This is a genomic window from Candidatus Binataceae bacterium (assembly GCA_035650475.1).
GTDB lineage: Bacteria > Desulfobacterota > Binatia > Binatales > Binataceae > JAKAVN01.
In genome coordinates this window covers 123715-142601 of sequence record DASRHP010000009.1, presented here as the reverse complement: position 1 = coordinate 142601, position 18887 = coordinate 123715, and the positions used below count along the sequence as shown (strand labels likewise).

The window sequence follows — 18887 nt, the reverse complement described above, 5'->3', positions numbered from 1 at the left end:
CCGTTACTCACTCATCGCAATGTCAGTCGCACTGACTGTTGCCGGAAACGAAATGACCGACGGAATCGCCACCGTCGAGCCGGTAAACGCGATCGTGATCGACACCGCCGAACCTTGTGACCGCGGAGCGGAGCTAGGGCTCATCGTGACGTCGAGCTCGCCGTTGGCGAGCGCCGACGGCACCGACCGCCGGATGTAGCTGATCACGGTCGAGCTGTCATAATTCGGGTTGGCTGCCGCATAACGCGCACCTTGATAGGCGAGCTCCCGCACCGCCATCCCGCGGTTTAGCGTGATTGCGCCCTGCAGCGCGACAGCGATGAGGGCCGCAGCGACCAGGCTCATCATCGCCATCTCGGTGGCCGACTGCCCGCGCGATGCGCACCACAGGGCCCGCCCGCAGGCGAAGCGGAAACCCCGCAGGCTCTGCAGTAGGGTTTTGTAGGTCCGCTTCTTCATCTAAGGCTCGGGCTGCCTGTAATTGGGGAAACCAAGCAGCCGTTCGTCTTTTTAGACAAGCAGAAGACGTACCAGAGATGATTATTTATGGATACGGCCTAATTTGGGAATTAAAGCTCAATCAAGGCTACAGAGATAGGATACGAATGCGTAGCAAGCGGAAACGAATCGTGTCCTATGGAAACGATTGAGACCGCTTCCGTAGATCTGCAAAGATTGGATGCAATCGGAATTTTATATGATTATTAAGATGTATAAATCTAGATATAGCATATAAAAGACTCGCGGCCGGCCGGAACACGGGGTTGTGGAGTGACAACCCACGTGCCCGGCTCGGCCGTGCTTCGGGGACTGGCCTATATCATTGGGCGGGCACTGCGTCCGCCCACCGACGACGCACCCGCGCGGCAGCCACCGTTCGGCCGGCCGCGGTCGATGCGTGATGGCTGTAGATCCCTGCGCCGTGGTGCGCTGCGTCAAAGGCCGAGAGCGTCGGCCCGCCACGACGCAACGTAGCCTCATCTTCAAACAGCTCTAGCAACTCCTGGCTGGTGTTCGCGACCCTGAGCGTCCAACCCGAAACGAGCCACAGGGCGACCTCCGCAATCGCCGCAACGTCCATCCCAATGGCCAAGATCGCGATTGACGGCGCATTCATTTTGATTGCCTCTGTCGTGAGCAGCACGAAAGGGGCTCGAAGCAAGCGAGATGCCGAAAGGCGGAGCGATAATTTCAGCGGCTTTTTCGTCGGAAGCATGCTGCTTCGGCTTAGCCGTGCGACCTGCTGGTGCTAACGAGGGTTAGCGCAGACTGTACCTTTTCATCTTCTTTTGTAGGGCAACCCGCGAAACTCCGAGTGCCGCGGCCGCGTGTGAGACGTTGCCGCCATGTCGCCCGAGAATCTCGGCGATATACTGCCGCTCAGCCGCCGCGCGCACCTCCGCAAGCGAGGCAATCGCACCCGCGCTCGGCAGCGTGCCGTCGTTGACCGGAGCGGGAGGCCTGACCGGTGAACCGAGAGGTGACGGCGCCGCCGGTGCGCCGGCGCCAGCGGCGGCGCGCAAGCCGGGCGAAAGATGCTCAAAACCGACGGCTTGGCCGTCGGCGGCGAGCGCTGCCGCCCGCTCCATTTCGTTCTGAAGCTCACGCACATTGCCCGGCCATGGGGCGCGTGCGAGCAACTCGACCACGCCCGGAGCGAAACCGCGCAGGTTTTTGGCATGCCGCTGGGCCGCTACATCGAGGAAGCGAGCAGCGAGCAGCGGGATATCCTCGCGCCGTTCGCGCAGCGGAGGCAGTTTGATCGGAAAGACCGCGAGCCGGTAGTAGAGGTCCTCACGGAACGCGCCGCTCCCCAGCGCTGCGCTGAGGTCGCGGTTGGTGGCCGAAATCACGCGCACATTGACCTTGACCGGCCGGGTGTCCCCGATCGGCGTGACTTCGCTCTCCTGGAGCACCCGCAGCAGCTTGGCCTGCATCGCACGCGGCATCTCGCCGATTTCGTCGAGCAGGATGACCCCGCCGGCGGCGGCGCGGAACAGGCCCGGCTGATCGTCAACCGCGCCGGTGAAGGCGCCGCGGCGATGACCGAACAGCTCGCTCTCGAGCAGCGCCTCGGGCAGCGCCGCGCAATTGACCGCGACGAAGGGGCCGTCGGCGCGCGGGCTGGCGCGATGGATCGCGCGGGCGACCAGTTCCTTGCCGGTGCCGGTCTCGCCTTCGAGCAGGACCGGGATCGATGAGAACGCCGCGCTCTCCATCAGCCGGAAAACCTCCAGCATCGAAGGGCTCGCGGTGACTATCTCGTTGAAGCGGTCGCGCCGGGCGAGGTCGCGGCGCAGCGCGCCCACCTGCACGCGCAACTGCTCAGCCGATTCCTTGACCTCGCCGAAGCGGCGGGCGTTGTGAATCGCCACGGCCACGCTTTCCGCGAGTTTTTCGAGCAGGCTGAGATCGCTGCTGCCGAAGGGAGTACCGTCGCGATGGTTGACCGCCTCGATTACGCCCAGGCGGGTTTGGCCGGCGAACAACGGCGCGGCCAGGAGCGATCTGGTCGTCACCCCGGTCTTGCGATCGACACCCGAATAGAAGCGCGGGTCGCTCTGCGGGTCGTCCACTTTCTCAGCGCGGCCGCTGGCCAGCACGGCGCCAGCCACTCCGCGGTCGGCCGGAAAGCGCAAGCCGCGCAGCCGCGCGGCCACCGCAGGGTCATCTTCCGAAACATAGGGGAAGTACAGCTCGTTGCGCGCTTCGTCGAGCAACAGGATCGAAACGCCGTCGGCGTTGAGGACCTCGCGGCACTTGGTGATGACCAGCGGGATCAATTCCTCGAGTCCCAGATGCGAGGTGAAAGCGTTGCCCAACTCGTAGATCAATTGGTTGCGGGCGATGTCAGTCGAAGTGTCCATCGTGATGGGCGGCGCCGGTCGGGCGTCGCGGCTTCAATAATTTAAGTGGCTCGAGCCGCTCCTACAAACCCCACTCCGCATATGCGTCCCGACGGAATTTTGCGCTTATATGCATTGCTTCGCTACTGATTGTTTAATGCGCTAAGCTGGCACGTATCGCCACGCCACCACTGATCGGGCGTAGGCGCGGATGTTCAGTCGCAGTCGTGAGCAGAAGGAGACCGGTCGAAGTCGCGGTCATTGGCGGCGGATGCGCCGCAGTCGCCGCTGCCTTCGAGCTCACCCGCCCCGAGCATCGCGGCAAGTACCATGTCAGCATCTACCAGATGGGATGGCGTCTGGGAGGCAAGGGCGCGTCGGGACGCGGGCCTGCGAAGCGGATCGAGGAGCACGGGCTGCATATCTGGATGGGGTTTTACGAAAATGCGTTCCGGCTCATGCGCGAGTGTTACGCGGAGCTCAAACGCGACCCCGCCAAATGCAGGCTCGCCGACTGGCGCGACGCCTTCTTTCCCGCCCCCTTCGTCAGCGTCGCCGACCGGGCGAACGGCCGCGGCACATGGCTTAACTGGATGGCATGTTTTCCGCCGGGCGACGGCCTGCCCGGCGATCCGCTGACCCATCGTAATCCTTTCACCATCTCCAGCTATCTGCTGCGCACCGCCAACTTGCTGCGCACGCTGCTGCTCTCCGTGCAGGCGCGCCAGAGTTCCGCCACCGCGCAAGAAGATCTGTCTGCCGATGGGACCGCGCCACAGGATGGGGCAGGCGGGTCGTGCTCCCCGGCGGGCCAGACGATACAAGCGTTCGTTGCCTCGGCGCGCGAGATTGCTGATGCCGCGGCGCAGCTGCTCAAGTACGGGAGGCTGGCGACGATCGGCGGCCTTATCAAGGGCGCGGAACTGCTCCAGGCGGCTCTCGTCTCGCTCAGCGGAAGCTCCGAGGGCGCAATCCTGCGCCTGCTCGAAGCGATCGCCGCCAGCGCGCGGCGGCAGATGGCCGCGCTGCTTGAGCGCGACCACGAGCTTCGCCGGCTCTGGGAGATTATCGACCTGGTGCTAGCAACCCTGGTTGGCATCATCCGCCACCGTCTGATAAACGACCCCAGAGGCTTCGACGCGATTGACGAGTATGACTGCCGGGAGTGGCTGCGGCTGAACGGAGCCTGCGAGAGTTCGCTGAACTCGGCCTTTATGCGCGGCATGTACGACCTCGCCTTCGCGTACGAGGATGGCGATTTCAGCCGCCCGCGGATTGCCGCAGGGCAAACCCTGCGCAGTGCGTTTCGCATGTACTTCACCTATCGCGGCTCGATGTTCTGGAAGATGCGGGCCGGGATGGGCGACGTGGTCTTCGCCCCGTTCTACGAAGTGCTGCGGCGGCGCGGCGTGAGCTTCAAATTCTTCCATCGCCTGGAAAACGTGAGGCTCTGCGATCCGAAAACGCTTGCCCCCGGCGAGCGCCCCTACATCGAGGCCCTCGAGTTCGACGTTCAGGCCGAAGTCAGGGGCGGCGGCGAGTATCAGCCGCTGATCGATGTTGACGGCCTGCCTTGCTGGCCTGCGGCGCCGGACTGGACACAACTCGTCGACGGCGAGCGGCTGGCGCGCGAAGGGCGGGAGTTCGAGTCGCACTGGGACCGCAGACGGGAGCGCCGGCTCACGCTGCGCGTGATCGACGACTTCGATTTTGTCGTGCTTGGCGTCGGCCTCGGTGCGATCCCCTTCGTATGCGGGGAGCTCATCGAGCGCGATCGGCGATGGCGCGAGATGGTCGCCCATCTCAAGACCATCGTCACCCAGGGCTTCCAACTCTGGATGCGCGAGGACATGGCCGCGCTCGGCTGGCACGACCCGCCGGTCAATATCGCCGCCTTCGTCCAGCCCTTCGAGACCTGGGCCGACATGCACCACCTGATTGCCGAGGAGCGCTTTACGCTGCCGCCGCGCGCGCTCGCCTACTTCTGTAGCGTGATGGGCGACCCGGCGGAGGCGCCCGACCCCTCCGACCGCGGCTACCTTCATCGCCAGCGTGAGCTGGTGCGGCGCAACGCCATCCGCTTCCTCAACGAACAGATCGGCCATCTATGGCCAAACTCGGTTGCGCCGCGGGGCGGCTTTCGCTGGGAGCTGCTGGCCGATCCCGAGGAGACGGCACCGGCCGCGGCGGGCGCGGCGGACGCGAAGCGGTTTAAATCGCAGTACTGGACCGCCAACGCCAACCCGTCCGAGCGCTACGTGCTGTCGCTCCCGGGCACGGCGCGCTACCGCATCTCGCCGCTGGACAACACCTATGACAACCTGACAATCGCCGGCGACTGGACCGATTGCGGATTCAACGAGGGCTGCGTCGAAGCGGCGGTGATGTCGGGGCGGCTCGCCGCCCATGCGATTTCGTCCTCGCCCGCGCTCGAAGAAATCGTCGGTTACGATCATCCATGAAGCGAACGAAAGCGCCCGCCACCGGTCGCCCGCGCCAACATCGCAAGGACCCCAAGCGCAGCGGGCCGCTGCGCGACTGGTCCAACCTCTATCGCCCGCCTGACGCAACCAACTCCGAGGAGCGTGCGGCGGCTCAAGACACGCAGCGCGCCGGCTACGCCGGCGCCGTTGATGAGGTGGTCGCCCACGGTGTCGAGCTCGGCTATCGCGTGATCGACGAGCACGTTCGCCAAGGCCAGCGCGCCGCATCCCGCTTCAACCGCCGCGCGTACGAGAGCGCAAGGCGAAGCCGCTACGGCCCGGAGGCGGCGGCCGACGATCTCACGGAGCTGGTCGAGCGGCTGCTGAGTTATTCGGCAAGCCTGGTTCCGCAGTGGCTCGAGGCGGCCAACGGGCTCGCCGCCGCGCCGGAGCTGCTGCGCGAACTGCTCAGGCAATGGGAAGCGCATCCACGCAATGGCGCTCGCTCCACGAACGGCGCGCATACCGGCGCGGAGCGGTCGTCGGCCGACGAAGCGGCCGCCGGCGCCGAGCGTGACGGCGGCTCCGATCGCGATTCCGCGGCAGTGGCGATCGAGGTCGTTTCCTCACGTCCAGCGCGCGTCAGGCTCGACCTGCGCGCTCGCCATTCGGGGCGGCTTGCGCTGGCCGCCGGCGGACTGCGCGCGCTTGACCACGGGCGGCCTGCGCTCGGCGACGTCGCGTTCATCGCCGGCGAGAACGGCGACGGCCCCACAATGCGGATCCGCGTTCCCGACGAGCAGCCGGCTGACCTTTACACCGGCGTGGTGATCGACACGGTCAGCGGCGAACCATGCGGCACGCTGAGCGTGCGCGTCGCCGCTGGCTGACAGTTGTCCTGAAGGGGGGCTCCGATGACGTCGAACGGCGGCCCGGGGCTGGTCTCGGCGATGCTGCGTGAGTACGGCGCGATCACGCAGGCCAGGCTGCGGGAATATCTCCCGGCGCGCGAGCCGCGGCGCTATCTCTACGACCTGCTCGGTGACTATCCACGGCGCGCGGGGAAGATGATGCGTCCGGCGCTGTGCATAGCGACCGCTCGCGCCTTCGGCGCGCGCCTGGAAGAGGCGCTGGGGAGCGCGGTTTCGATCGAGCTTCTGCACAACGCCCTGCTCATCCACGACGACATCCAGGACGGCAGCGAGGAACGGCGCGGTGCGCCGACCCTGCATGTGCTGCACGGCGTCCCGCTCGCAATCAACGCGGGCGACACGCTGACCCTGCTGAGCTTGCGCCCGCTGATGGAAAACCGCGAGGTGATCGGCGCGCAGCTCGCGATCCGGATCATCGAGGAGACCGAACGGATGGCGCTCGAGTCGGCCGAAGGCCAGGCGATGGAGATTGGCTGGCGGCAGGAGAACGTCACCGACCTGGGCGAAACCGACTACCTCGAAATGGTGCTCAAGAAAACCTGCTGGCTCGCGACCATCCATCCGAGCCGTGTCGGCGCGCTTATCGGCAGCCGCGGCGCGCTCGATCCCGAACTGTTCATGCGCTTCGGCTTCTTCCTCGGCGCGGCCTTCCAGATCCAGGACGACCTTTTGAACCTGGTCGGCGATCCGCAGCGCTACGGCAAGGAGCGCGACGGCGACATCCGCGAGGGCAAACGGACGATCATGTTGATTCGCCTCTTCCACGAGGCAACCGCGCAGGAGCGCGCGCGGCTTGGAACCGTCTTCGGCGGCCCGCGCGAGCGCCGCACCGACGCCGACGTGCGCTGGGTGCGCGAGCTGATGGACCGTTACGGCTGCATCGAATACGCGCGGCGGATCGCGCAGGGGCTCGCCGGCGCGGCGCTCCACGAATACTCGCTCCTCTACCGTGGGCTGCCCAGCTCGCGCGACAAGCGCTTCATCGAAGAGATGGCGACCTGGGTGATCGAGCGGACGTAGGACGCGCGCTGCGCCTTTGTGCCGCGCGGTTCACAGCGGACAAGGGGGGATGGGCACTTGCCTCACATCGACATGCCCAGGTTCAACACGGCCACCGGCCCTGGGATGTACGCCGAGGGGCTGAGCGGCTTCATCCCGGGCGTTGTCGCGCAGGTCTATCCGCTGAGGGCCGACCTCGTCCGGCTCCAGGAGTTCTGCGACGCCTACCTGAATTTCATCGGCGAGGAGGACCGCCCGCCGGTGTATTTCAGGGCCGCGCTGCCCTGTGTGCTGCTCGGCATTCTGAATTATCCGCGGATGGCGTTTACGGGCCACAACATGGGCTGGCTCTCGCAGCACGAGATCGTCTTCGACGTGCCGCTGGAATGGTACGCGGTCGAGAACGAGCGGCTGGTGTTCAAGGACTGGGCGCTGTTCACGCCGTTCATCTACGTCGACAATCCGCTGTCGATCGAGGGCGGACGCGAGGTATACGGCTGGCCCAAATCGGCGGCGCAGCTGCTGCCCGCGGATGACGCGCCGTCGGCGGCGGGGCGGCCGTCGCGCTTTTTTGCGCTCGGCGTCCCGGAGCCGGGCCGGCGCTACGGCGGGCGAATCCGCACGCTGCTCGAGTTGCGGCGCGAAGCGCGCGGGGAGGGGCCGCTGTCCGCGCTTCCCGATGCGCTCGTGCGTTCCGCGACGGCGCTGTGGGGTTCGCTCGCATCGCTGGCCGGTGCGCCGGTCTTCGGTTACGAGCGACCGCCCGATCTGTACAACCTGTTCGCGATGGCGCGCCGCGGCCTGGATTACGCGGGCAACCTGATGTCCGGGTTTCTCTTTCGTCCGTCGGCGGCGCCGCAGCACAGCGGCCGGATCGAGCTCGACTCGCCGCTTTCCTACCTCAACTACATCACGCTCAAGCAGTTCCGCGACGCCGAGGTGCCCGAGCTCGCCTGCTACCAGGCGCTGGTGCGCTCGAAGATCGTGGCCGCGCGCCTCAACCACGTCTCGCTGTCCCCGCTCGTGCCCCCGGATCTCACCTGCGGCGTCAGCGTCGGGCTTCATCGGCTGCCCGACCATCCGATCATCGAATCACTCGGGCTGGAAGTGAGCGAAGAAACCGTACGCGGCGATACGCGGGTTGCGACGCTGCGGCCGGCCTTTCCCTTCTGGCTGAACGCCGACCTCGGCTATTCCACCGGCGAAGTGCTGAGTTGGCGCACCGCGCACGGCGCATGGCGCGCGCCGAAGCCTGCGCCATCGCGGGATCGCTCGGCATCGCTGTCGACGCATCGCCCGGCATCACCGCTGCCGCTACGGTCGCGCTACAACACCGCGCTGGGAAGGGCCACGCAGGAAATCCGCGGCCCCTTCGATTATCCCGCCGCGAGCGTGCGCGTCCTGCCCCTGATGGCCGACGCGGCGCGGCTTGCGCAATTCTGCCGCGCCTACCTCGACAACCAGCGCTACCGCTTCGAGCCGTGGGGCTCCTACACCTACTTCGTGCTCATCGGTATCGACGAGCTCTCGTCGGAGACCGACGAGTTCAGCTTGCGTGCGGTGCGCGACGCGACCTTCGCCCTACCCGTGAAATGGTACGACGCCGACGGCCGCCTGCTGTCGATCGCGACGGTGTCGCCGTTTGCCTACATCAACAATGAAACCGCCGTAATCACCCTCCGCGAGGTTAGCGGCCTCGGCGCGACCGCCGCGCGGTTCGAGATGAACCGCCGATGGATAGGCAGCGACGGTGAGGAGCGCGAGCGTGAACGGCTGCTGACCATCAGCGCGATGATATTTCCGAAGTTCGATGTCGGCGCCGAGGCGAGGGAATGCAAGCTCATCGAAGTGCTCGACGGAGATCCGCTGCCGGCCGACGACGCCCAGCAATGGGCGCGGGTCGCCGAGGATTGGGGCGGCGAGCTGCTCGCCGACTACCGGCGCAAGCACTGCGCCGCACGGGCCCATCCGCGGGACTTCAAAAATGCGCGCGTGCTCGCGCTCGAAATCCTCGCCCGCGGCGCGCCGATCAACAGCATCGGCCTCAAACAGTTCAGGGACGTAGCCCACTACCAGTACGCCTGCTACCAAGCGCTGGTCCTCGCCCACAGGTATATCGACCGTATCAGTTCGCTCGACGAGGACAATCGGCGCAAAGTCCATCTGCACATCCACCGCTACGCGATGCAGCCGGTGGTGGAGCTGCTCGGGCTGAAGGTGAAATGGACCAAGGCCGGCGGCGAAGTGCCGGTGGACGTGCTCGAGCCGATTCGCCCGTTCCGCGCGCAGATCTCGCTGCGCGAGCGGCTTGGCAAAAACATCTGCCAGCGAACCACGCGGCAATGGCGCTACGACGACGAGCCGCGCACGCCGTTCTTCGGGTGCGGTGGGGGTGCGCCCGCGCCATTGACCGCCGATGAGGCCGTCCGCGCGGTCGAGCGAATCGAGCCGCAGATGGTGATCGAAGCGATGCTCAGCCGCGGCCTGAAGAGCCTGGCGGCGGAGCCTGCGCCGGGAGATAGGCCGCTTCGACGAAAACCCGACTTCGCGCTCCGCGCCGATTCGATCGGCGCGGCCGCGCCGGTCGCGGGATGGCCTCCGCCGGCGCCGCTGAGCGAAGTGCAACCCGGACTCTATGCGGCGCCGCAGACAAGCCGCTCCCCTGCCGCGCGTAAACCCCGGTCGAAACACGAATCGACCTAGGCCAGCGATGACGAAGCGGGCAAATTCGCGCTCGGCGCCGGAACGCGGCTATTTCCGGGGCCGCACGGTGCTGGTCACCGGCGCCTCCAGTGGCATCGGCCGCGACGTCGCGCTGACGATGGCGCGGATGGGTGCGCGGACCGCGCTGCTCGCCCGGCGCGCCCGCGTCATTGACCAACTTGCGCAAGAAATCCGCGCCGGCGGCGGCGAGGCGCTGGCGCTGAGCGCCGATGTCACCGAGCGCGCGTGCGTCTTCGACGCCATCAGGCGCGTGCTCGCGCGCTTCGGCCGCATCGATATCGTCGTAAATTCCGCCGGGCTGCTGCACGCAGGACCGATCGAGAAACTCGACCCCTCCGAGCTCGAGCGCATGATGGCGGTCAACCTGTACGGCACGCTGCATACGATTCATGCCGTGCTGCCCGCGATGCGCCGGGCCGGCGAAGGCACGATCGTCAATATCGGCTCGCTCGCCGGACGGCGCGGCGTGCCGCCACTGGGCGGCTACGCGGCGACCAAGTTCGCCCTGGTCGGACTGACCGAAGCGCTAAGGGTCGAACTCTTCGGCAGCGGTATCCGCGTGGCGCTGGTAATGCCCGGTGTGGTGGATACGCCGATGACGCGCGCGGCGATCGGCTCCGAACACTTCGGGGGGATTCCGGCCGCGATGCGCTCGCTACCGGTGCAGTGGGTCACGTGGGCGGTGCTCGCGGCGATCGCGCTGGGACTCAACGAAGTTGACGTGCCGCCCGGCGCGGCAATCGCAGAGAAGGTTGCGGCGCTGTTCCCTGCACTGACCGACACCTTGCTCGCGCTCGGCGGCCGCTTCGCCGACTGGATGACGGGCCGGCACTGAGCGGTAGGCGTGCGCGACGTCAGCGCGCAGGGCCGTCAGCAATAGCCGAGCCGACGGTACCAATCGATGGTGTCGCGCAGGGTCTGCGAGAGCGGACGCGGGCGGAATCCGAGCTGGCTGCGCGGCGCCTGCGGATTGAGCCAATCGTGCTGTGCAAGCAGGGCCGGCACAAGCGAAAGCATCGGAGGCTCCGCGCCCGCCGCGCTTAGCATCAGCTCCGCCAGCCATGCCGGCAGCACAGCTGCGGCGGGCGGCACTTCGTAGCGCGGCGGCGCGCATCCGCCGAGCTCGCAGATCCAGTCGAACAGCGCATCAACCGCGATGTCGTGCCCGGCAAGCAGTGCCGGCGCGCCGTAGCGCTCCGCCTCCAGCGCGTCGAGCGCAGCCGCCGCGACCTCGCGCACGTCGATCACGTTGAGCACGATCCGCGGCATCAGGCGGATCTCGCCGCACAACAGGCGTGGCACGAAGCATCGCTCGCGCTCCTTGAGGTCCCCAGGGCCGAGGCAGACGGTGGGATTGACGATCACCACCGGGATACCCGCGCGCGCCGCGCGAATCAGCTCCGATTCGATCGCCTCCTTCACCGGGAAGTACGGATGAAGCCGGCGCGCCAGCGCGGCCTGCCATCCCCCCAATCCGGCCCGCGGACGAACCATCGTGGTAAAGCTGCTGACGTAAATGAGCCGCGCGCTATGCGTTCGCACGACCGCGAGCAGACGCCGCGTGCGTTCGCGCGCATACGCGATCGGATCGGGCTCCGCGCGGTCGAATAATCGACGCAGCCGCAACGGATAGGGAGCAGCGGCGTCCACCACGACGCCGTGGCCCTCGGCCCACGCTTCCAACTGGCCCGGGGCGTCGGCGTCGCCGCATACGCGGGCGACCGCAAGGCCCTGGAGATTGAGGGGCGGCTCGGCGCGCCGGCTCGCCGCCGTGACCCGATAGCCGCGCGAGAGCAGTTCGCGAGCGATGGCGCTGCCGATATGGCCGGTTGCGCCGAGTACGAGCGCCCCTGTGCGCTTCTCGGTGCCTGCGGCTGTGACGCTGCGGGTCCCGACGGCCATACCGCGGACGGCGCCGCGCGGCGAGCAATGGGATGCGCGCGACGCATGAGCTATAGCCCAAGCATCGCCCGGCGGCCAAACTCCCCGCGGCCGAGCTTGTTCGCGCGCTCGGCTGTCGGCTACTGTCTGCATCGAAAATCGGCAGCGCTGAGGAATCGATCGCAATGGAACAGGAACTGGCAGGCAAGGTCGCAATCGTAACCGGCGCCGGGCGCATGCGCAGCATCGGGCGTCCGATCGCCAAGCGGCTCGCGCAGGCGGGCGCCGCAATCGTCATCACCGGCACCGGACGCGCGCCCGAGCACTACCCCGACGACGAGAAGGCGGCGGGATGGCGCGATATCGAGAGCGTCGCCGACGAGATCCGGCGGGCGGGCGGCCGATGCCTGGCGCTGGTTTCCGACATCCGCGACGAGCGTGCCGTCGATTCGCTGATCGAGCGCACACTGGCCGAGTTCGGCCGTCTGGATATCGTGATCAACAATGCCAGCGCCGCCCGTGGCCCCGACCGGGTCGCGACGGTCGAGCTTCCCTACGAGGTCTGGAAGAAGGTGCTGGTGACCAACCTCGACGGCACCTTCCTGCTCTCGCGCGCGGCGGCGCGCCGGATGATCGCCCAGGGCCAGGGCGGCAGCATCGTCAACATCTCCTCGATCGCGAGCAAGATCGCGGGGGCCAACGCCGCCGCCTATTCGGCCTCCAAGGCCGGCGTCAACGCGCTCGCGCGCTCGATGGCGCTGGAGCTGGCGCGCCACGGGATCAGGGTCAACGCGGTATGCCCGGGCGTAATCGACACCTTCCGGATGGACGATCTGGGGCGCGGCGAGAGCTGGAAGAACTTCATCAAAAGTTTCATCCCGCTCGGCTACGCGGGCGACGGCAGCGAGTGCGCCGAGTTCGTGCTCTTTCTGGTCAGCGATCGCGGCAAATGGATCACCGGTCAGGCGATCAATATCGACGGCGGTTCGGTCTGGGGCAACTGAGCGCCCGCGCGGGCGCGGCCGCTCCGCTCAGCCCTTGGGCAGGCCGAGCACGCGCTCGCCGATGATGTTGTGCTGGATCTCGTTAGTGCCGGCCGCGATCGTGCCGCGCCGCGCCGCGAGCATCCGATGCGACCACTTGCCGTGGTCGAGCGCGCCCGGGGCGCGATACTCGAACTGGCTGTAGGGCCCGAGCAGCTCCATCGCGAACGTCTGGATGCGCAGGTTGAGGTCGGTCGTGCCCAGCTTCATGAGCGAGCCCTCGGGGCCGGGCGGCAGCCCCCTGAGCTGGCGCGTCAGCTGGCGATAGCTCGTGTACTTGAGCGCCTCCGCCTCGCAGGCGAAGCGCGCGATACGCTGGCGCACATAAGCGTCCTCCCACGCCGGCCGGCCGTTGCGCTCGACCCGGGCCGCGAGGTCGCGCAACTGGCGCACCTCGACCATCATGTCGGTGCGGCCGCCGTGGATCGTCCGCTCGAACATCATGTTGGTCATCGCGACCAGCCATCCCTGGTTCTTCTCGCCGACGAGATTGGCCCTGGGCACCGCGACGTCTTCGAAGAAAACCTGGTTGAAACCATGCTCCCCGGTGATTTGGATGAGCGGTCGGATCGTAACCCCGGGACTTTTCAGATCGACCAGCAGATAGCTCAGCCCCTTATGCTTGGGCAGGCTGGGGTCGGTGCGGCAGAGCAGCGTGGTGAAGTCGGCGTGATGGGCGTTCGAGGTCCATACTTTGGAGCCGTTGACGACGAAGTGATCACCCTGATCTACGGCGCGGGTTTCGACCGCGGCGAGGTCGGAGCCGTGGTTCGGCTCGGAAAGCCCCTGGCACCAGATCTCCTCGGCCGGGGGGATTTTCGGGATGTAGCGCCTTTTCTGTTCGGGCGTGCCCCATTGCATCAGGGTCGGCCCGACGCGGGCGATACCCTGAAAGTTGACCGTCGGCGGCGCCTTCACGCGGTCGAGCTCCTGCTGGTAGATGATCTGCTGGAGCAGGGTCGCGCCGCGTCCGCCGTACTCCTTGGGCCAGTGGATGCACATCCAGCCGCCATCGTAGAGCTTGCGATGCCATGCGCGGCGGCGCTCGAACTCCTCGCGGGTGTCGGGATCGTGCAGTTCGCCGTCGTCGCGCCAGTCGCGCGGCAGATTGCGCTCCAGCCAACTCCGGAATTCCAGGCGGAAGGCTTCGTCCTCTTCGCTGAACTTAAAGTCCATCGGCGCGCCCCTTCTGCGATGGCCGCCATGCCGAGCTCGCGGTCGCAATGCCGACTACGGCTGCAGATTAGCACAGACAGGCCGCCCAATGTCTGATCGTCGGGTCCAGGCTACGGCGCGACGCCGCCCCACGGCGGCAGCGCTTCGTCCTCGACGATCGCGCGCGCCAGCATCCATCCCATCCATACGCTAAGCGCGACGCCGTGCCCGGCGTAGCCGCCGGCGACCAGCACCGCAGGCGCGTCGGGCATCGGTCCCACGAGCGGAACCATCCCGCGCGGGATCCCGATCGGCCCCGCCCATCGGTTCGCGACGCGCACCTTGCGGAGCGCCGGATGGAGTTTGCGCACACGTGCTTCGAGACGCGCCAGCGCGGCCGCGGCGTCGGCCGCTTCGAGATCGAGGTTCTCGAGCTCGCGGGGCCGGCCGTAGGCGAGGCCGGAGCCGAAAATCACGCCGCCGTCCGGCATCAACCGGCCCCATAAGTACGGCGTGTCAATTGTGTAAAAGGGAAAGCCCGCGCCCAGGCCAATCTCGTCGATCACGGACGGGGCGAGCGGCGCGGTCGCCAGCGCGAAGGTCAGCGCGCTCTCAACGTGCCGGACGTCCGGGAGCAGCGCGCTGGTCCATGCGTTAACAACGACGATCACTCGGCGCGGCCGGATCGTCGCGCCATCGAGTTCGAGCGCTGGTTCCGGCGCGACGTCGATGCGGCGCACTGCGGCATGTTCATGGACAATCGCGCCGGCGTCGGCCGCCGCGCGCACGAGGCCGCAGAGCAGCGCCATCGGGTCAACCGTGCCGCCCACGACCGTTCGCGCGATCCGGATCCCGACGCCGGCGTCCTTCCATGGCAGCGCGCCGCTCGGCGTGCCGGGATGATCGTCGCATCCGTCGTCATCGGCATCGTCGCGATGCTCTATCTCCCAGCAACCGGGCAGCCGCAGATCGCAGTCGAGCTTCGCGTCCTCGACCAGCCGCGCAAGCTGCGGGACGCACTGGCCGACGCCCTTGAGAACTCCTCTCGCGGTGCCCTCCAGCACGATCCCGCCGGTGCGTCCGCTGGCGCCGTCGCCCACGCGCGCGGCTTCGAGCAGCACCGCGCGTATGCCGCTCCGCGCGACGTGGTATGCGGCGGAAGCGCCGGTGAGGCCGCCACCGACGATCGCAACCTCGGGCGCCGAATCCTGAAGCGAGCGCGTCGGAAGCTCGACGCGCCGCCATGGCGGTTCGCCCCACGAGCGCATCACTCGGATTGTCGGCGGGCGCACGGGGCCGGTCAACGGCAATCGGCACGCCCGGCGCGGCGACGGCCTAGTCGTCGAACTCCTCGATAGCGCCGAAAAGATGGTAAGCCGGCAGCGACAGCGCCGCCTTGGCGTCGCGCAGCGCCCGACTGCGGTCGAGCGCTCCGCGCGAGTATCCGCTCCACAGCCACAGGCGGTTGCTGTCCGCCTGCCAGATGGCAATCGGCGAAAGCACCTGCCGCGCCGCGCCGTCGTGCATGAAGCCGCGCGCCGCCTCGAAGCTGGAGAAGCTTCGCGCTTCGCGCCTGCCGCGGCGGTAGAACACGGCGACGTACATCGCGCTCCACAGTAGGAGGGCAAGCCCAAGGCTCGTCAAGAGCGAACGAGCAGGCGTGATTTTCCTGCACGGATGAGGCCGTTGCGCCGTTTGTGGAGGGCCGATATCGTGGTGCGCGGGGGGCGCTGCAAGCGAAGCCCCCGCTTCTCACCCAAGCAGCCGCTTTCGAGGAGCCCGCGATGAAGGTCGTCGTCAATCATAATTTGTGCGAAGGCAACGCCCGCTGCGTCGAGGTCGCGCCGCAGGTCTTCGAATTGCGCGACGACGACCGCAGCTACGTGCTGATCGAACGCCCGCCGCAGGCGCTGCGCGCCAAGGTCGAACTGGCGGTGAGCCTCTGTCCGCGCCAGGCCATCCGGATAATCGAGGAATAGCCGGCAGGCGGCCCCTCCGGCAGGGACGATACGGAATTCAGCGCCCCGCGAGGATTAACCAATCAATGGCAGCTCTGAGCCTCGAAACGATCGACATACTCGATCCCGACCTTTACGTGCAGCGCGGCTACCCGCACGAGGAATGGACGCTGCTCAGGCACGAGGCGCCGGTCTTCCGCTACGAACGAGCGCGGGTCGAGCCGTTCTGGGCGGTCACCACCCACGCCGACATCGTGACCGTCTCGCGCCAACCCGAGCTGTTCCGCAGCGGCCAGCTGCTGTTCGTCTCGATGGACGAAGAAGGCGCGCCTGCGGCCGACGAGGCGATCCTGCGCCAGCTCCTCAACATGAACCCGCCCGAGCACGGCGCCTATCGCTCGGTGGTCAGCGGGCGCTTCACGCCGCGCGCGGTCCAGCAACTGCGCGGCCAGATCGATTCGATCACCGACGAAGTGCTCGACGGCCTGATTGGCCGCGAGGAGTGCGACTTCGTGACCGAGGTCTCGGCCAAGCTGCCGCTGGCCGTGATCGCCGAGATGTTCGGGATCCCGCGCGCCGACTGGGACATGATGTTTCGGCTGAGCAACGCGATGATCGGCCCCGCGGACCCTGAATACGGCGGCAGCGAGACGATCAAGGAGAACCTCGAGCGCGCGCGGATGGAGTTCTTCCAGTACTTCACGCAGCTTTGCGAGGACCGCCGGCGCGCGCCGCGCGACGACCTCGCCAGCGCCCTCGCCAACGGCAAGGTCAACGGCGAGGCGCTGCCGCCCTTCGAGTTGCTGTCCTACTTCGCCCTGCTGATAATCGCGGGCAACGAGACCACGCGCAACGCGACCACCGGCGGGCTCCACGCGCTCATAACACATCCGGATCAGTTCGAGCGGCTGCGGCGCGACCCCGCGCTGATCCCCTCGGCGACCGAGGAGATCATCCGCTGGACCTCGCCAGTGATCCAGTTCGCGCGCATCGCGAACGCCGACACCGAGCTGCACGGGCAGAAGATCCGCGAGGGCGACGTGCTGGCACTGTTCTACCCGTCGGCCAACCGCGACGAGAAAATCTTCGAGCGGCCGTTCGAGTTCGACGTCGCGCGCTCACCCAACTATCACATCGCCTTCGGCATCGGCGAGCACTACTGCCTGGGCGCAAACCTGGCGCGGCTGGAGTTGCAGTCGATGTTCCGGCAGCTGGCCGCGCGACTGGAGCGGGTCGAACTCGCGGGGCCGGTCCAACGGATGCGCTCGTCCTTCGTCGGCGGCATCAAGCACATGCCGATCCGCTACCGTATCCGCCCGCGCCAGTAGTCCACTTCCCTCGATCCGCCCCCCAGGCTGCGCGACCCGCAGCCCCGAAACCATAGGAGCGTGAGGGTTGCGGTCGAATCTCCCGCAGCTTGACGCGCCCGCTGCTTTGGGCGAGGAAGATAGCCATGGCCGAGCTGTGGGAGAACGGAATCGAGCGGATGCTGGCGCGCGTGCGCGACACGGTTGAGCGCGTGCAAAGCGGCTTTCCGCATTGGGGCAATCCGGAAACCGGAGCATGGACGGTCACCGCGGACGGCGACTGGACCGGCGGTTATTGGATCGCGATGCTCTGGCTCGCCTGCCGCGATATCCGCGAGCAATCCTACCGCCGCCGCGCCGCCGAACTCGCCGACAAGCTGCGCGCGCGGATTAACCTGGCCTCGGTCTTCAAGGCCGTGCCCTTCTACTACGGCGGCAGCCTTGGACACATCCTGCTCGACGACGCGGCCGGGCGCGAGATCGCGCTCGCCGCGGCCGAGAGCCTCATACGACTGTACAATCCGGCGCTCGGGCTGATGCCGCTTGGCGCCGAGGCCGAGGAAGGCTCCCGCGTCGGCCCCGCCGAGAGCAGCATCGACAGCCTCTTCGCGACACCGTTTCTGCTGTGGGCGGCGCGCGAGAGCGGCAATTCGCGGATGCGCGAGATCGCGTGCAGCCACGCCGCGCGCGTGATCGACCTCCATCTGCGCGACGACGGCACCTTTATCCAGTCCACCACGCTCGACTCCGCAAGCGGCGCTGTTCTTCGCCACTATACGCACAAGGGATACAGCGACCGCAGCACCTGGGCACGCGCGCAGGCATGGGGAGTGCTGCTCTCGGCGATGAGCTACATTCGCGAGCCGGGCGAGCGCCGATGGCTTGCGGCGGCGCAGCGCGGCGCCGATTGGTGGATGGCCCATGTACCCGCCGACCGCGTGGCGTTTTGGGATTTCGACGATCCCGCGATCCCTGAGGTCGAGCGCGACACCGCGGCGACCGCCGCGATGTCGGCGGGCCTGCTCAAGCTGAGCGCTGTCCTTTCAGATCCGGCTAAACAGAGTCAGTATCGGCGCTTCGCCGAGGAAACCGTAGCCGCGCTCGTTCAACGCTATCTGACTCCGACCGGGAAGGACGACCGCCGCGTGCCGGGAATCCTGACCGAAGGCTGCTTCAACAAGCGCAACGACTCGCGCAACCAGGATGCGGTTACCCGCAACGAACTGATATTCGGCAGCTACTACCTCTTCGAGGCGCTGCACATCCTCGCCGGCAAACTCGATCCTAAACTGGTCTAGTCTGCGGGCAAGCGGCTAATCGCGATGGCGGCCAGGGCAAAGGCGACGCGGCTTATAGACAACCGCAGGGTGATCGTCACCGAGTGGAGCTTCAGGCCGGGCGACGCCACCGGTTTCCATACGCACGCGCACGACTACGTGGTGGTCCCGCTGACCAGCGGCACTCTCAGAATTGTGGACACAGACGGCAATGCAGGTGACGCTCGGCTCGTGACCGGCGTCCCCTACGCGCGCGATGCCGGCGTCTCCCATGACGTGGTCAACGCCAATCCCTTCACCTTCCGCTTCATCGAGATCGAACTGAAGTAGCGCGCGGCGCGC

The 18887-nt window shown here is 67.2% G+C and carries 17 protein-coding genes; 10 read left to right on the top strand and 7 right to left on the bottom strand.

The window, feature by feature from the left end; all coding sequences use genetic code 11:
* Positions 1 to 3: 3 nt before the first annotated feature.
* The 3 genes from VFB33_06895 to VFB33_06885 form a co-directional block, all read right to left on the bottom strand.
* Positions 4 to 459 carry a hypothetical protein gene (locus tag VFB33_06895; protein HZO81407.1) on the bottom strand — a complete coding sequence of 152 codons (456 nt, stop codon included), beginning with the start codon at positions 457 to 459 and terminating at the stop codon, positions 4 to 6.
* Positions 460 to 820: 361 nt separating this feature from the next.
* Complete coding sequence (locus VFB33_06890) at positions 821 to 1216, bottom strand: hypothetical protein (protein ID HZO81406.1); 396 nt, start codon at positions 1214 to 1216, stop codon at positions 821 to 823.
* A 43-nt stretch (positions 1217 to 1259) separates the two neighbouring features.
* A complete protein-coding gene (locus VFB33_06885) occupies positions 1260 to 2867 on the bottom strand; it encodes a sigma 54-interacting transcriptional regulator (GenBank protein ID HZO81405.1) in 1608 nt (535 codons plus the stop codon).
* Between the two features lie 206 nt (positions 2868 to 3073).
* Here VFB33_06885 and VFB33_06880 point away from each other — a divergent pair, with 206 nt between their 5' ends.
* Genes VFB33_06880 through VFB33_06860 form a run of 5 tightly spaced genes read left to right on the top strand, consistent with a single transcriptional unit; the run spans position 3074 to position 10759 of the window.
* A complete protein-coding gene (locus VFB33_06880) occupies positions 3074 to 5308 on the top strand; it encodes an NAD(P)-binding protein (protein HZO81404.1) in 2235 nt (744 codons plus the stop codon).
* Complete coding sequence (locus VFB33_06875) at positions 5305 to 6159, top strand: hypothetical protein (GenBank protein HZO81403.1); 855 nt, start codon at positions 5305 to 5307, stop codon at positions 6157 to 6159. The genes VFB33_06880 and VFB33_06875 overlap by 4 nt, the downstream gene beginning before the upstream one ends.
* 24 nt (positions 6160 to 6183) lie before the next feature.
* A complete protein-coding gene (locus VFB33_06870; GenBank protein HZO81402.1) occupies positions 6184 to 7221 on the top strand; it encodes a polyprenyl synthetase family protein in 1038 nt (345 codons plus the stop codon).
* A 57-nt stretch (positions 7222 to 7278) separates the two neighbouring features.
* Complete coding sequence (locus VFB33_06865) at positions 7279 to 9903, top strand: hypothetical protein (GenBank protein ID HZO81401.1); 2625 nt, start codon at positions 7279 to 7281, stop codon at positions 9901 to 9903.
* 7 nt (positions 9904 to 9910) lie between these two features.
* Complete coding sequence (locus VFB33_06860; protein HZO81400.1) at positions 9911 to 10759, top strand: SDR family oxidoreductase; 849 nt, start codon at positions 9911 to 9913, stop codon at positions 10757 to 10759.
* A gap of 35 nt (positions 10760 to 10794) precedes the next feature.
* Here the strand turns inward: VFB33_06860 and VFB33_06855 are convergent, their stop codons facing one another.
* A complete protein-coding gene (locus VFB33_06855; protein ID HZO81399.1) occupies positions 10795 to 11826 on the bottom strand; it encodes an NAD-dependent epimerase/dehydratase family protein in 1032 nt (343 codons plus the stop codon).
* Positions 11827 to 11990: 164 nt separating this feature from the next.
* Between VFB33_06855 and VFB33_06850 the strand changes: the two genes are divergently transcribed.
* Positions 11991 to 12809 carry an SDR family NAD(P)-dependent oxidoreductase gene (locus tag VFB33_06850; protein HZO81398.1) on the top strand — a complete coding sequence of 273 codons (819 nt, stop codon included), beginning with the start codon at positions 11991 to 11993 and terminating at the stop codon, positions 12807 to 12809.
* Between the two features lie 27 nt (positions 12810 to 12836).
* Here VFB33_06850 and VFB33_06845 read toward each other — a convergent pair whose 3' ends face one another.
* The 3 genes from VFB33_06845 to VFB33_06835 all read right to left on the bottom strand — a co-directional run bounded on the left by VFB33_06845 (position 12837) and on the right by VFB33_06835 (position 15608).
* Complete coding sequence (locus VFB33_06845; protein ID HZO81397.1) at positions 12837 to 14024, bottom strand: acyl-CoA dehydrogenase family protein; 1188 nt, start codon at positions 14022 to 14024, stop codon at positions 12837 to 12839.
* A 110-nt stretch (positions 14025 to 14134) separates the two neighbouring features.
* The gene (locus VFB33_06840) at positions 14135 to 15271 is read right to left on the bottom strand and encodes an FAD-binding oxidoreductase (GenBank protein HZO81396.1); all 1137 of its coding nucleotides are present in this window, start codon (positions 15269 to 15271) and stop codon (positions 14135 to 14137) included.
* A gap of 67 nt (positions 15272 to 15338) precedes the next feature.
* Entirely contained in the window at positions 15339 to 15608 is a 270-nt protein-coding gene (locus VFB33_06835) for a hypothetical protein (protein ID HZO81395.1), read from the bottom strand.
* A gap of 179 nt (positions 15609 to 15787) precedes the next feature.
* On the opposite strand from VFB33_06835, the gene VFB33_06830 reads away from it, so the two are divergent.
* From VFB33_06830 to VFB33_06815, 4 genes are all read left to right on the top strand, one after another.
* Entirely contained in the window at positions 15788 to 15982 is a 195-nt protein-coding gene (locus tag VFB33_06830) for a ferredoxin (GenBank protein ID HZO81394.1), read from the top strand.
* A 65-nt stretch (positions 15983 to 16047) separates the two neighbouring features.
* A complete protein-coding gene (locus tag VFB33_06825; GenBank protein HZO81393.1) occupies positions 16048 to 17289 on the top strand; it encodes a cytochrome P450 in 1242 nt (413 codons plus the stop codon).
* Positions 17290 to 17414: 125 nt separating this feature from the next.
* Complete coding sequence (locus VFB33_06820) at positions 17415 to 18566, top strand: hypothetical protein (GenBank protein HZO81392.1); 1152 nt, start codon at positions 17415 to 17417, stop codon at positions 18564 to 18566.
* 24 nt (positions 18567 to 18590) lie between these two features.
* On the top strand, positions 18591 to 18875 hold the full coding sequence (locus VFB33_06815; protein ID HZO81391.1) for a cupin domain-containing protein: 285 nt from the start codon (positions 18591 to 18593) through the stop codon (positions 18873 to 18875).
* Positions 18876 to 18887: the final 12 nt, after the last annotated feature.

Coding starts and splice junctions, on each gene's coding strand:
- VFB33_06895 (HZO81407.1), bottom strand. CDS start 459: ATGAAGAAGCGGACCTACAAAACCCTACTGCAGAGCCTGCGGGGTTTC.
- VFB33_06830 (HZO81394.1), top strand. CDS start 15,788: ATGAAGGTCGTCGTCAATCATAATTTGTGCGAAGGCAACGCCCGCTGC.
- VFB33_06885 (HZO81405.1), bottom strand. CDS start 2,867: ATGGACACTTCGACTGACATCGCCCGCAACCAATTGATCTACGAGTTG.
- VFB33_06860 (HZO81400.1), top strand. CDS start 9,911: ATGACGAAGCGGGCAAATTCGCGCTCGGCGCCGGAACGCGGCTATTTC.
- VFB33_06820 (HZO81392.1), top strand. CDS start 17,415: ATGGCCGAGCTGTGGGAGAACGGAATCGAGCGGATGCTGGCGCGCGTG.
- VFB33_06855 (HZO81399.1), bottom strand. CDS start 11,826: ATGGCCGTCGGGACCCGCAGCGTCACAGCCGCAGGCACCGAGAAGCGC.
- VFB33_06815 (HZO81391.1), top strand. CDS start 18,591: ATGGCGGCCAGGGCAAAGGCGACGCGGCTTATAGACAACCGCAGGGTG.
- VFB33_06825 (HZO81393.1), top strand. CDS start 16,048: ATGGCAGCTCTGAGCCTCGAAACGATCGACATACTCGATCCCGACCTT.
- VFB33_06875 (HZO81403.1), top strand. CDS start 5,305: ATGAAGCGAACGAAAGCGCCCGCCACCGGTCGCCCGCGCCAACATCGC.
- VFB33_06835 (HZO81395.1), bottom strand. CDS start 15,608: ATGTACGTCGCCGTGTTCTACCGCCGCGGCAGGCGCGAAGCGCGAAGC.
- VFB33_06850 (HZO81398.1), top strand. CDS start 11,991: ATGGAACAGGAACTGGCAGGCAAGGTCGCAATCGTAACCGGCGCCGGG.
- VFB33_06845 (HZO81397.1), bottom strand. CDS start 14,024: ATGGACTTTAAGTTCAGCGAAGAGGACGAAGCCTTCCGCCTGGAATTC.
- VFB33_06890 (HZO81406.1), bottom strand. CDS start 1,216: ATGCTTCCGACGAAAAAGCCGCTGAAATTATCGCTCCGCCTTTCGGCA.
- VFB33_06840 (HZO81396.1), bottom strand. CDS start 15,271: ATGCGCTCGTGGGGCGAACCGCCATGGCGGCGCGTCGAGCTTCCGACG.
- VFB33_06870 (HZO81402.1), top strand. CDS start 6,184: ATGACGTCGAACGGCGGCCCGGGGCTGGTCTCGGCGATGCTGCGTGAG.